The sequence below is a fragment of the Pseudomonas sp. GL93 genome, from assembly GCF_003408955.1.
GTDB classification, from domain to species: Bacteria; Pseudomonadota; Gammaproteobacteria; order Pseudomonadales; family Pseudomonadaceae; genus Aquipseudomonas; species Aquipseudomonas paracarnis.
Genome location: NZ_NKRF01000061.1, coordinates 1 through 13,600 on the forward strand (window position 1 = coordinate 1; position 13,600 = coordinate 13,600).

General features: G+C 61.8%; 11 protein-coding genes. 8 read left to right on the top strand and 3 right to left on the bottom strand.

The window, feature by feature from the left end; genetic code table 11:
* Positions 1-378 precede the first annotated feature (378 nt).
* From CER19_RS10140 to CER19_RS10170, 7 genes are all read left to right on the top strand, one after another.
* Complete coding sequence (locus CER19_RS10140) at positions 379-1,173, top strand: hypothetical protein (protein ID WP_116666316.1); 795 nt, start codon at positions 379-381, stop codon at positions 1,171-1,173.
* Between the two features lie 184 nt (positions 1,174-1,357).
* Complete coding sequence (locus CER19_RS10145; RefSeq protein WP_116666317.1) at positions 1,358-2,599, top strand: SfnB family sulfur acquisition oxidoreductase; 1,242 nt, start codon at positions 1,358-1,360, stop codon at positions 2,597-2,599.
* Positions 2,600-2,639: 40 nt separating this feature from the next.
* Positions 2,640-3,833 (top strand): SfnB family sulfur acquisition oxidoreductase, encoded by a 1,194-nt coding sequence (locus CER19_RS10150; protein ID WP_116666318.1) that lies wholly within the window; start codon positions 2,640-2,642, stop codon positions 3,831-3,833.
* Positions 3,833-5,197 (top strand): LLM class flavin-dependent oxidoreductase, encoded by a 1,365-nt coding sequence (locus CER19_RS10155; protein WP_116666319.1) that lies wholly within the window; start codon positions 3,833-3,835, stop codon positions 5,195-5,197. The genes CER19_RS10150 and CER19_RS10155 overlap by 1 nt, the downstream gene beginning before the upstream one ends.
* 138 nt (positions 5,198-5,335) lie before the next feature.
* Positions 5,336-6,151, top strand: a complete 816-nt coding sequence (locus tag CER19_RS10160; protein ID WP_116666320.1) for a MetQ/NlpA family ABC transporter substrate-binding protein — start codon at positions 5,336-5,338, stop codon at positions 6,149-6,151.
* Entirely contained in the window at positions 6,148-7,263 is a 1,116-nt protein-coding gene (locus tag CER19_RS10165) for a methionine ABC transporter ATP-binding protein (RefSeq protein WP_116666321.1), read from the top strand. Before CER19_RS10160 ends, CER19_RS10165 begins: the two co-directional genes overlap by 4 nt.
* On the top strand, positions 7,253-7,897 hold the full coding sequence (locus CER19_RS10170) for a methionine ABC transporter permease (protein ID WP_003187635.1): 645 nt from the start codon (positions 7,253-7,255) through the stop codon (positions 7,895-7,897). Before CER19_RS10165 ends, CER19_RS10170 begins: the two co-directional genes overlap by 11 nt.
* Before the next feature lie 2 nt (positions 7,898-7,899).
* On the opposite strand, the gene CER19_RS10175 is transcribed toward CER19_RS10170, so the two are convergent.
* The gene (locus CER19_RS10175) at positions 7,900-9,003 is read right to left on the bottom strand and encodes a hypothetical protein (RefSeq protein ID WP_116666322.1); all 1,104 of its coding nucleotides are present in this window, start codon (positions 9,001-9,003) and stop codon (positions 7,900-7,902) included.
* 176 nt (positions 9,004-9,179) lie between these two features.
* On the opposite strand from CER19_RS10175, the gene CER19_RS10180 reads away from it, so the two are divergent.
* On the top strand, positions 9,180-9,809 hold the full coding sequence (locus tag CER19_RS10180) for a bifunctional 2-polyprenyl-6-hydroxyphenol methylase/3-demethylubiquinol 3-O-methyltransferase UbiG (protein ID WP_116666323.1): 630 nt from the start codon (positions 9,180-9,182) through the stop codon (positions 9,807-9,809).
* Here the strand turns inward: CER19_RS10180 and CER19_RS10185 are convergent, their stop codons facing one another.
* The gene (locus CER19_RS10185) at positions 9,810-11,126 is read right to left on the bottom strand and encodes an amidohydrolase family protein (RefSeq protein WP_116666324.1); all 1,317 of its coding nucleotides are present in this window, start codon (positions 11,124-11,126) and stop codon (positions 9,810-9,812) included.
* Between the two features lie 39 nt (positions 11,127-11,165).
* Entirely contained in the window at positions 11,166-13,379 is a 2,214-nt protein-coding gene (locus CER19_RS10190) for a glycoside hydrolase (protein WP_116666325.1), read from the bottom strand.
* Positions 13,380-13,600 lie beyond the last annotated feature (221 nt).

The following is a 13,600-nucleotide window of genomic DNA, read 5'->3' on the forward strand; positions in this document are numbered from 1 at the left end:
TCCACATATCTGCGCAGGGACAGTTGATGTGTGGCGATGTCTTACGGAACGCAGGGTGTGCGCGTAACCGATGAGGTAATCGAAAGCATGCCACATCACTGCCATTACTTTCATTGTCACGGCCGCCCCCCCCGGGGTGTTGCGCTCGGCTTATCGGCGGACGCGTAGGATGTATAGGAGAGACAGCTTCTGAATATCCTCAAACCCGCCGTTTAGCCTTTTGCCTCCATTGACGCTCCCCGGCCAACCCTCTTATCTAGCGCCTTGAGGATTGGATCCCATCCCGGCTACTGACTGAATCGTTCCTTTCGAATCGCCCTGTGCCTATGCGCCGAAGGTTCGGAACGATTACTGCTGGCTGCAACAAGGAGATTACTTATGACACACACTCAAACCCTGGCCATGCTGCCTGCCCCAAAGCTGCCCCAGGCGGTAGGAAACGGCATCAGCGCCCTGGCCTCCACCCATCTGCAGGTCGACATATCCCCCTACTCGAGCATGGAAGAAGGCGACCTGATCGAACTGTTCTGGAATAACTGTTTCGCCGCCTCGCGCAAGGTGACGGCGTGCAAGATCGGCACCTTCACTCATCTGTGGGTACCGGAAAGCTTCGTGCAGGACGGGCCGGCACGCGTCCACTACCAGGTCCTGCAAATCGGCCATGGCCCGATGCGCTCGGCCGTCGCCCTGGTGCGGGTCAAGACCAACTACCCCGGAGGCCAGCCTGCGCCATGCCTCAACCACGAAAGTGATGAAAACCAGAATCTCGCCCCCGTGGGTTTGCCCGAGACGATCCGCCGCTATGGCGTCAACACCAACCAGGTTCGGCGCGGCATTCCGCTGACCATCGAACCTTACTTGAACATGAGTACCGGCGATGCCATCACACTGCGCTGGGGTGATGTGCGCCTGGACCTGCCGAAAATCCAGGCCAAAAACGTTGGCCTGGCAGTGCAGGTGTGGGTGCCGTCCCAGATCATTGTAGAAGCAGGCGACGACTGCCGGTTGGAAGTCACGTACTGCATTCTCGATCGCGTGGGCAATAATTCCCGCTGGGCACCGGCCCGCACGCTACGTATCGCCGCCTGCACGCCAGTCGCGCCAATCCCACCTGCCTCGCCCGCGCCGGGCTATCAACCGCGGCGCTTCAACTCACCCTGTGAACCGGGGTGACAGCCTTCTATGCATATTCCTAAAAGTTAGTTTATTTAAATAATTAACACGCTTAGGGTATATGCACCGGACCACCGGACATTCCTGATTTTTCTGTTTATTTCATTGAATGCGAGGTCGGTATGGTCAGAATTACCCCGGTGCGCAACGCCAGGGCATTGCGTGCAGCCAAGGAGCGGCGCTGATGTCTAACTTGGCTCTAACACCCCCCCAGAGTGATCTGGACGTAGCTCCCCTGCTGTTGCCCGCCACAGTGCTGCGCAACGACGCCCAGGCGCTGAGCGCCGCCCACGAGCTGGCCCAGGCTGCGCGCGCGCAGGCCGCCCAGCGCGACCAGCAACGCAAACTGCCCTGGGCGCAGCTCGAACAGTTCACCCGCAGCGGCTTGGGCAGTATTTCCATTCCCCGTGAATACGGCGGCCCCCAGGTGTCGTTTGTGACCCTGGCCGAAGTCTTCGCGATTATCAGCGCGGCCGACCCGGCACTCGGGCAGATCCCGCAAAACCATTTCGGCATCTTGCACGTATTGCAGGGCACCGCCACCGAGCGTCAGAAAAAGCAGCTGTTCCAGAGCGTGCTCGATGGCTGGCGCATCGGCAACGGCGGCCCGGAACGCGGCACCAAAAATACCCTGGAGCTCAAGGCGCGCCTCACGGCCGAAGGTGACGGTTACGTGCTCAGCGGGCAGAAGTTCTACTCCACAGGCGCCCTGTTCGCCCACTGGGTGGCAATCAAGGCCCTGAACGATGACGGCAAGCAGGTCATGGCATTTGTGCGTCGCGGCAGCGAAGGGCTGCGCATCGTTGATGACTGGTCCGGCTTTGGCCAACGCACCACCGCCAGCGGCACCGTGCTGCTTGATCGCGTAGCGGTGGACCCGGACTTGGTCATCGACAACTGGCGCCTGGGCGAAAGCCCGAATATCCAGGGTGCCGTGTCACAACTGATCCAGGCCGCCATCGACGCCGGCATCGCCCGTGGCGCCCTCGACGACGCCATTGCCTTCGTGCGGGAGCGTTCACGCCCGTGGATCGACGCCAAGGTCGAGCGAGCCAGCGACGACCTGTATGTGATCGCCGATATCGGCAAGCTGAAGATCGAACTGCACGCCGCCGAAGCCCTGCTGCGCAAGGCCGGCCAGGTACTGGACCAGGTCAGCGCCGCACCGATCACCGCGCAGTCCGCCGCCCACGCCTCGATTGCCGTGGCCGAGGCCAAGGTGCTGACCACCGAAGTGGCATTGCAGGTCACCGAGAAGCTCTTCGAACTGGCGGGCAGCCGCGCCACCCTGGCCGAATTCAACCTTGACCGTCACTGGCGCAACGCCCGGGTGCACACCCTGCACGACCCGGTGCGCTGGAAATATCACGCCATCGGCGCCTATCGACTCAACGGCACCTTACCGGCTCGTCATTCCTGGATTTAACCAACCAGAACACTTTTTCCACGAGCTTCTGGAGAAACTCATGACCCTTTCTCACCCCGTCGCGGTCATCACCAGCGACGAACAAGCGCTTATTGTCGCCAGCGACCTTGCTGAAGACTTGCGCCGCGACAGCGCTCAACGCGACCGCGAACGCCGCCTGCCACTGCCCGAGCTGGACGTGTTTTCCCGCTCTGGGCTGTGGGGTATCAGCGTGCCCAAGGCCTACGGCGGCGCGGGCGTGTCCAACGTCACCCTGGCCAAGGTCATCGCACTGATCGCCCAGGCCGATGGCTCGTTGGGCCAGATTCCGCAAAACCATTTCTATGCCCTCGAAGTACTGCGGGTGAACGCCAGCCCCGAACAGCAGCAACGCCTGTACGCCGAAGTACTGGCCGGCCAACGCTTCGGCAACGCCTTGGCGGAGCTGGGCACCAAGACCGCACACGACCGTATCACCAGCCTCACCCGCGACGGCGACGGTTTTCGCATTAACGGGCGCAAGTTCTACGCCACCGGCGCGATCTATGCCCAGCGCATCCCCACCTCGGTGGTGGATGCAAATGGCGTGCAGCAACTGGCCTTCGTCCCGCGTGACAGCGCGGGCCTGACGGTGATCGACGACTGGAGCGGCTTCGGCCAGCGCACCACCGGCAGCGGCTCAGTAGTGTTCGACAACGTGTGGGTCGCGGCGCAAGACGTGGTGCCGTTCCAGAGCGCCTTCGAACGCCCCACCACCGTCGGCCCGCTGGCGCAGATCCTCCACGCAGCCATCGACACCGGCATCGCCCGCGCAGCCTTTGAGGACGCCTTGCATTTTGTGCGCACCAAGACCCGCCCGTGGATCGACGCCGGCAACGACAAGGCCACCGAAGACCCGCTGACACTCAAGAGCTTCGGCCACCTGAGCATTCGCTTGCACGCCGCCGAGGCGTTGCTGGAGCGCTCGGGTGAATTCCTCGACCGCGCCCAGGCCGACAGCAATGCCCAGACAGTCGCCGCAGCCTCCATCGCCGTCGCCGAAGTACGCGCCTTGAGCACCGAGATCTCCCTGGCGGCCGGGAGCACCCTGTTCGAACTGGCCGGCAGCCAGGCGACCCTGGCCGAGCATGGCCTGGACCGCCACTGGCGTAACGCCCGGGTGCACACCCTGCACGACCCGGTGCGCTGGAAATACCACGCGGTCGGCAACTACTACCTCAACGATGAAAACCCACCGCTGCGGGGGACCATCTGATGAGCAAAAAAAAGATCCTGCTCAATGCCTTCAACATGAACTGCATCGGGCATATCAACCACGGTATGTGGACTCACCCACGGGACACGTCCACCCAATACAACAGCGTCGAATACTGGACTGAACTGGCGCAGATCCTGGAGCGCGGGTTGTTCGACGGTTTGTTTATCGCCGATATCGTCGGCGTGTATGACGTATACCAGGGCTCCGTCGACGTGCCGCTCAAGGAGTCGATCCAGTTACCGGTCAACGACCCGCTGCTGCTGGTGTCGGCCATGGCCGCCGTTACAAAACACCTTGGCTTCGGCCTCACCGCCAACCTCACCTACGAACCGCCGTACCTGTTCGCCCGGCGCATGTCGACGCTGGATCACCTGAGCCGTGGCCGGGTGGGTTGGAACATTGTCACCGGCTACCTCGACAGCGCCGCCAAGGCCATGGGCCTCACCGAACAGGTCGAGCATGACCGACGCTACGACCAGGCTGATGAATACCTGCAGGTGTTGTACAAACTCTGGGAAGGCAGCTGGGAAGACGACGCGGTGCGCAACGATCGCCAAGCGCGGGTGTACGCGCAACCGGGCAAGGTGCACAAGGTAGAGCACCACGGCGAGTTCTATCAGGTGGAGGGTTATCACCTGTGCGAGCCCTCGCCCCAGCGCACGCCGGTGCTGTTCCAGGCCGGCAGTTCCGAGCGTGGCTTGCTGTTCGCAGGGCAACATGCCGAGTGCGTGTTTATCAGCGGGCAAAACAAAGCTGCGACCAAGCGCCAGGTGGACAAGGTGCGCGCCAGCGCAGTGGAGGCTGGGCGCAACCCGGACGACATCAAGGTGTTCATGGGTCTTAACGTCATAGTGGGCGCCACTGAGGCGCTGGCCTGGAAGAAGCACGCCGAGTACCTCAGCTACGCCAGCGCGGAAGCCGGCGTGGCGCATTTCTCGGCCTCGACCGGAATTGATTTTGCCCAGTACTCATTGGACGAGCCGATCCAGTACGTCAAGAGCAACGCGATCCAGTCGGCCACCCAGAACCTGCAGAACAACGACTGGACCCGGCGCAAGTTGCTCGACCAGCATGCCCTGGGCGGGCGCTATATCACCCTGGTGGGCTCGCCTGAACAGGTGGCCGATGAGCTGGAATCCTGGATCAGCGAAACCGGGCTGGATGGTTTCAACCTGACGCGCATTGTGACGCCGGAGAGCTATGTGGATTTCATTGAGCTGGTGATACCGGAGTTGCAACGACGGGGCTCGTACAAGACGGAATATGCGCCGGGAACGCTGCGGGAAAAAGTCTTCCACGACACGGCCCGCTTACCCAACCAACACACCGGCTCTACCTACCGCCACCACGCCCTGTTTTGATCGTTCCCACGCTCCGCGTGGGAATGCCTCTTGGACGCTCTGCGTTCGCTTATGGGACGCGGAGCGTCCCTGGCTGCATTACCACGCGGAGCGTGGGAACGATCTCGCTACCTAAGACCTTATGACTGGAAAACCACTATGAAAAAGACGTTCTTAAACCACCCAGTCAAAGCACTGGCCCTGGCCTTCGGCTTATTCAGCTCGGCGGTATTCGCCGCCGACGCCCCGTTGAAAATCGGCACCACCGCTGCCTTCGCCATTCCGCTGGAAGCCGCCGTAGAAGAGGCCGGCAAGCAGGGCCTGAAGGTCGAACTGGTGGAGTTCACCGACTGGATCGCGCCCAACGTCAGCCTCGCCGCCGGCGATATCGACGTGAACTACTTCCAGCACATCCCCTTCCTGGAAAACGCCAAGGCCGCCGCCGGGTTTGACCTGGTGCCGTACGCGCCGGGCATCATCAATAACGTCGGGCTGTATTCGAAAAAATACAAAAGCTTTAACGAGCTGCCCGCAGGCGCCAGCGTGGCGATTGCCAATGACCCGATCAACAGCGGTCGCGGCCTGCAACTGCTGGCCAAGGCCGGGCTGATCACCCTCAAGCCGGGCGTGGGCTACAAAGCCACCGAAGAAGACATCGTCGCCAACCCGAAAAACATCAAGATCCTGCAAGTGGAAGCGGTGCAACTGGTACGCGCCTATGACGACGCCGATCTGGTGCAGGGCTACCCGGCATACATCCGCCTGTCCAAGACCTTCGATGCCGAGTCGGCGCTGCTGTTCGACGGCCTCGACCACCCGGAATACGTGATTCAGTTCGTCATCCAGCCCAAGAGCAAAACTGACCCACGGGTGATCAAGTTCGTCGATATCTACCAGCACTCGCCGGTGGTGCGTGCGGCTTTGGACAAGTCCCTCGGCAAGCTCTACCAGGTCGGCTGGGAAGCTAAACCATGAGTGCCGCCAACGCCCGATTGCGCGACCTGGACCCTGCGCCCAGCCACGCCGAACAGACTGAACTGCACCCGGACTTGAACCGCGCCCATGTGCGCTTCATCAATCTGGGCAAAACCTATGACGGCACGGTGCATGCGCTGCAAGGCATTGACCTGGCGATCCAGCGTGGCGAAGTGTTCGGCATCATCGGCCGCAGCGGCGCCGGCAAGTCATCGCTGATCCGCACCATCAATCGCCTGGAACAACCCAGCAACGGACGGGTGCTGATCGACCAGGTGGACATCGGCAGCTTCGATGAAGACCACTTGGTGGCGTTGCGGCGACGCATCGGCATGATCTTCCAGCACTTCAACCTGATGTCGGCCAAGACCGTGTGGCAGAACGTCGAGTTGCCGCTCAAGGTCGCCGGTGTGCCCCAGGCACAACGCGCGCGAAAGGTGCATGAACTGCTGGAGCTGGTAGGCCTGCAAGACAAACACAAGGCGTACCCGGCGCAGCTGTCCGGCGGGCAGAAACAGCGCGTCGGCATCGCCCGCGCGCTGGTGCACGACCCCGAGATTCTGCTGTGCGACGAAGCCACTTCGGCCCTCGACCCGGAAACCACCCAGTCGATCCTCGGCCTGCTGCGCGAGATCAACCAGCGCCTGGGCCTGACCATCGTGCTGATCACCCATGAGATGGCGGTGATTCGCGACATCTGCGACCGCGTGGTGGTGCTGGAACACGGGCGTATCGTCGAGCAAGGCCCGGTGTGGCAGGTGTTTGGCAACCCACAACATGAGGTCAGCAAGACCCTGCTCGCACCGCTGCAACACGGCTTGCCGCCAGAGTTGCAAAGCCGCCTGCAACCCACGCCAGCCTCGGCCGACGCCGCACTGGTGCTGCGCCTGCAGTTCACCGGCAGCGACACCCTGGAGCCAGATCTCGCGGCGCTGTTCAGTGCCCTCGGCGGCCGTGTGCGTTTACTGCAAGGAGGCGTGGAACGCATCCAGGGGCATGCCTTGGGGCAACTGCTGCTGGCGGTGAATGGATCGCTGCACAACGCCGAAGAATTGCGCAAACGCGCGGCCAACTGGGCACAACAGGTGGAGGTGCTGGGCTATGTGGTTTGATCGTTTAGTGCAGGGCGCCATCGACACGTTGTTGATGGTGGGGGTGTCATCGCTGATCGCGCTGCTGGTGGGCATTCCGCTGGCGGTCTTCCTGGTCACCAGTGACAAGGGCGGCATCTACCAGGCACCGGCCCTTAACCGCGTGCTGGGAGCGTTCGTGAATCTGTTCCGCTCCATACCGTTCCTGATCCTGATGGTGGCGCTGATCCCGTTCACGCGCCTGATCGTCGGCACCACCTATGGCGTCTGGGCGGCAGTGGTACCGCTGACCATCGCCGCCACGCCGTTCTTTGCACGCATCGCTGAAGTGAGCCTGCGCGAGGTCGACCATGGCCTGATCGAAGCCGCGCAGGCCATGGGTTGCCGCCGCTGGCACATCATCTGGCATGTGCTGTTGCCAGAGGCGTTGCCCGGCATCGTCGGCGGCTTCACCATCACCCTGGTGACCATGATCAACTCATCGGCCATGGCCGGGGCGATCGGCGCCGGTGGCCTGGGCGATATTGCCTACCGCTATGGCTACCAGCGCTTCGATACGCAGATCATGCTCACGGTGATTGTGCTGCTGGTGGTGCTGGTGGCGGTGATCCAGCTGAGCGGGGACCGATTGGCGCGGGTACTGAACAAGCGCTGACGTCACGGGCACTCATCCAGCTGGGCAACGCTGGCGCGGGGCACGAAGGTGATGGTTTTTTCCTTGGCCTGCCAGCGCCGCACGATATAGCTGCCATCCGAGTCGGCCATCACCCGCAGTTTTACGCTGCGCTTGGGGTTGTCGGCGTCTACCAGCGCGCCGGGAACCTTGGCCTCTGCCGCCCAGGTCATCAACGTACAAACGCGCCCTCCCGAGGCGGAGCCTTGCAGCGGCAGGCCACCCAACTTGGCCCCGCTCGCCGGGATCAGCCCGAGTAAAACGATGAGCGCAAAGGCCACCAATGAGGCGAACGCCACCGGGTTTTTCTGAACGCGCATGCGCACCACCAGGCAGGCGGCGCTCCCCTGGATCAGGAACAGCACGGCCATTTCGGCGGCCATGAACGGCGCAAAGAACACGGCGCTGTCGGAGTACTCACTAAAGGCGCGGGAGACCGGCACCGTCACCATCAGAATGACCACCATTTGAACGACCCCGGCGCCAGCACTGGCCAGCCAGAACTCGCCGGACAACTCACGCAAAGCAACATGGGCGGGGCGCGCACGAAGGATGATGCCGACATAGGCCACTACCGCCGCCATGATCGCCACGATCCAACTGAGCGTCAGCAAAAGCCCACTTTCGGCGTTCACGGACAGGTATACGGCGGACATCCAGAACACAAACATCACCAACAGGCTGGCCGCCCAATGTCCCAGTAACCTCCTGTGCTGGGCCGTCTCTTGCGGCGACTGCGGGCTGAGATTGAGTTGATCACTCAGGCGCACACCCGTGCCGTTCAGGCGCGTGAACAAGATGAACGTGGGCACCAGGATCGATGCGCCCATCATGCCAATGACAAATACCAACATGGCGAACATGGCCGGCAATGCGGTGAACGCCGATGCCGACAGGATACTCAGCGGCACCTTTTCCACCTGGATGTACTGGTACAGGTACAGGCCTGCCACCGAGAGAACCCCCACCGTCAGCGGCCAGGCACGTTCATTGAGCCAGAACAGCCCATTGCTCAATCTCGTGGCGTATTGGTCGACCTTGTTCGGCGCGGTGTCGTTGCCAACGGTGGGACGTTTTTCCTCTTCCATGGATGTATAACCCTCTGCAAATGAGGGCCGAATCTTACCCACAATTTCCCGTGGCGGTCTGTCGGAGGCGCGCACTGCGACCGCCGTGAAGTGCCCTACAGCGGATACACGGTTTTCAACTCATGAATGGGCCGGGGTATAGTCCCGCTACCTCAGCCGCAGCCGTGCGCCATGCCATGAAACTTGCTCCCGACGACCTCAACCAGATCACCTCCACCACCCTGGGCCATTACAACAAGGTGGCCGAAGACTTCCGTGAAGGCACCCGCGATCACGATGTGAGCCAGAACATCGACGCGATGCTGCGGCATATCCAGGGCACGCCGCCGTTCACCGTGCTGGATTTCGGCTGTGGGCCAGGGCGGGATTTGCAGACGTTTACGCGCATGGGGCATATCGCCGTGGGCCTGGATGGCTCCGAGCGGTTTGCGCAGATGGCCCGCGAAGACAGTGGCTGTGAGGTATTGCAGCAGGACTTTCTCAAGCTGGACCTGCCCGCCGAACGCTTCGATGGAGTGTTTGCCAATGCGGTGCTGTTTCATATTCCCAAGCAGGAGTTGCCCCGAGTGCTCAAAGAGCTGCACGGCGCGTTGAAGCCTGGGGGCGTGCTGTTCAGCTCCAACCCTAGGGGTAACAACCAGGAGGGCTGGAATGGGCCAAGGTATGGCTCTTATCACGATCTGCAGGCGTGGCAGGCCTTGCTGATTGCGGCCGGGTTTGAAGAGCTGGAACACTACTACCGTCCGGCCGGATTGCCACGGGAACAGCAGCCTTGGTTGGCGAGTGTGTGGCGCAAGCCTGCCTGATCAGCGAGCCAGTGAGAGACCATCCACAAAGACTTCACGAATGTCTTTCACTCCACCTGCAAACACTAGCGCGGCATAAGGCTCCTGCCAGGGTGTGAAGCTACCTGGGTCCACCAGGAGCATGTCAGCACGTTTACCCAACTTGAGACTGCCCAGCTTGTCCTCCACCCCCAGCACCTCGGCGCTACCCAGCGTGTGCATGCGCATCACTTCATAGGCTTGCATCGCGGCCGCCCGTTGATGGACGGCGCGCACCTGATACAAGCCCATGCGCATATTCTCGAAGGGATCCGCTCGGTCGGCACTGGCTTCGCCATCCACGCCCATGCCCACGTTCATGCCCGCGGCGCGATAAGCCAGCACATCCGCCATTCCGGACCCCAGGCGACCGTTAGACATCGGATTCCAGACCATTGCGACACCCGCCTTGGCCGCCGCAGCAGTCAGCTCGGGTGTTGAGTGAATGAAGTGGCCAAAGATCAAGCGCGGCCCGATGATACCCGCCTGTTCAAGTACCGGATAACGGGCGCGCTCCCCCGCGGAATCTGCTGCGGACTCAAGATAGTGCTGCTGGTTGCCCAAAGAAAATTCATGCATCAGGTCGCCTTCAACCTGGGCCTGCCCGACCGCAGCGTCGACGAACCCAGCGCCGCCGGCAAGCATCGTGCCCAAATAACGCCCTGACTCAGATTGCGCGTCGGCCCACATCAGGAATGCCGCAGTACGCTCACGGGCCATGGCGGGAGTCCAGCTTTCGCTGATGGTGCGTACATTGAACCCGTGTATCACACCCCCTCCCGCGTCGAGCGCGCCGCGCAGTTGTTGGCGGTCCACTTCGCCGCTGCGGTCCGCCCCGGTATAGGTAAAGTTGAACATTGTGGTAATACCGTTGCGCAGGGACTGACTCGCACCGCGCCGGGTCAGTTGATAGAGCTGCGCGGCGTCCAGTTTTGGCGCTTCAACGCCGTAAAGCCGGGCAAGCCAACCTTCAAGGTTTTCATCCGCGGCAATCCCGTAGAACCCGCTTTGCCACAGGTGGCTGTGCGCCGACACAAACCCCGGCATCACCCATTGCCCCCTTGCATCAATACGGCGTTGCGCCACTAACCCGGGGGGCGCTTTGCCGGCGGCCAATCCGCTGATGGCACCGGCCTGATCCACCAGCAGGTAGCCCATGAACGGACGGGGCTGGTCCGGCTCCATGGTAAAGATGTAGGCGTTCTCGATCAGAAGCCGTGGGCCAGCCTGGGGAGACTCGTGCTGGCACGCGATGACAATCAGCAAGCAAAATGCCAACAACGCAGATTTGATATACATGAGGATAACTCCCTTCCTGACCGGCAAGGGTGCCCTCGCTCAATGTAGAGGGTTGCCGGCGCGATACTGCATTACGTTGTCGCCTGCCTCGAACGCGGTAATGCTGTATTCATCAAGGGTGGCCCCAGCGATCTCACGGATTTGCCCAGAGAAGTTGGCAACCAGCCGAGTACCATCGGCAAACGTGGTTTGTTGCACCTGCCGGTCATCGCTCAACCAGCGAAAATCGATCATCGCCTGAGTAGCCAGACGCTGGTGTAGCTCACGGAAAAAGGCATCCTGGCGTTGTATCACCGGCAAGCGCTGTTTGAGTGTAGCTGTGCTCAGGTGATACAGCGGCGGCACGTTATAGAGCAGTTGGGTCAACTCGTTCTCGACCTGCACATTGCTCAGCTTGAGGCTGTCGAACAGCCAATGATGGGTGGTGATCACCGAGCCGTGGAACACTGCCTGATACAACGGCAGGCGCATCGTCGGCTCGAAATACACGGTGCGAAACGGCTCCTTCAACGGCACTGATTTGAAGAACACGGCAGGTTGCTCAGTTGGGTACCAGTTGCCTACAAAGTATGGCGACTGCGGGTCCTGGGTCATCTCGCGGTCACCCCAACCGATCACCGGGGTCTGCATGCCGTGGGCAAACAGGATGCCTTGGGCGGTGATCGCGTTGCCGTCTTCGGAGCCTGTGACCAGCTTAGGCACGGTGTTGATCCAGCGAGAGGCGTCGATATTGCCTTCGGCGTTTTGTGCCTGGGTCATGCTGGCGTTGCTGCGGTAGCTGTCGAACAGCATGCTGGTGGCGTAGGCATCGAGAAACCAGGCATTGAAGCCAGCCTTGGCTTGTACTGCCCTCACCCGCGCCTCCAGCAGCGGCCGCACACACCGCGGGTCGGTGTAGTGGCCGGACTTCTGGAAACCGGTTTTCAGCTTGCCGTCTTTCAACACGATCGCGCAGTCGCGATAGGCCTTGGCGCCGAGGTGGGCAGTGGTCCAATCGGGGTTTTCCGTGGCGGACAGGGCCGTTTCATAGGAGTCGTAAGGCGCCATCAGAAAACCGGCTTCCACCCCCGCGCGAATCGCTTCGGGATGCCAGAGGCCACCCTCCCAACCTTCGCCCAAGGTCAGCAACAGACGCTGCAGCCCGGCGTCGCGCAGGGTTTGAATGGCGCTACTGCCCCAGGTTTGCGGGCTGTCACTCAGGGCCCCTGCAAAGTCCACGGCCAGTTCACTGCGCAGCTCGCCGTAGCGGGCGGCAAGGCGGGTCATGTCAGGATCTTCGACTTGCCAGGCCTGCCGGGCCTTGGTGTTGATCGCCGCGTTGAGGCCGCGCAGCAGCACGGTTTGTTCATAGCGATTCAATGGGGTGGGCTGTGCCAGCAGCTGTGCGCTCTCTTTGTCCATCAGCGTCTTGAGTTCATGACTGCGCAGCCGTTTGATCAATGTTGGCCAATCACGCACATCGCCCAAAGCCAGCAGGCCGTTGTCCCAGAGGTACACATGGCTGGCGCCCAACAGCTTCTGGGCTTCAGGTGTTTGCCGCAGTTTGTCCGCCAACGGTTCATAGCGACCCTGCTCCACCAGCCACTGGCGGTAGCGCTTGGCGCCAGCCAACGGGTCGGCATCGCCCAGGGACAGGCGCAGCGTCATCGGCGCGTCGGACGCCAGCGGGGTGAATTCATGGGAAGCGGAGAGGGCCAGGCCGTTGCCGTCGACTTGCCATTGCAGGCGGTTGTTGTAGGGGTTGGTCAACAGCCAGTTCAAGGTGAAGCCAGCGTGATCCACGCCCCACAGCGGCAGGCTCAGGTCCTGGGTGGTATTGAACCCGCCCCGCTCCAGCAGAAACGCCTTCCAGAGGGCATTGCCGGCAGGCACGTAATGCCCCTCGGCCAAGGGCCAGATCAACCCTCGCCCAATGGCCTCGGCAGGCTGGCGCAGCAGGGCCAGCTCACCGGGCTCGCGGGCGTTGATGGTCAGGGCCAGGTCGCGCTGTTGCAGGCGGGCGGTCAGGCTATAGGCGCCGTTGTCCCATTGCCAAGTGGCTTGGTCAGACGTGTTTTGCAATTGGCTGACGGCATGCGTGGCAACACCGCTGGATGCCTGCACCGAAGCCTGGCCTGCGGGTGTCACGCGCAGCGCCAGGGTGGCGGGGTCGAGTTCGACGCGCCATAAGGCGTTTTCCAGTACGGTGGCGGCGAAGGTGGGCGGCGCAAGAAGCAACGCGCAAAACAGCAAGGTGAAACGCAGGCACTGCATGAGGATCGACCTGGGTTTGGAATGAGGACCAGAGGGTACAACATGCAGTAGCGAGCCAGGACGACATGGGGATTTTTCAGAAACTTCACACAGCTTCAACCAGAATGAAGATCCAAGTGTGGGAGCTGGCTTGCCTGCGAAAGCGATAGTTCAGTCACAGATGCTGCGACTGACGCACCGCCTTCGCGGGCAAGCCCGCTCCCACAGGGGATCTGCGCTTA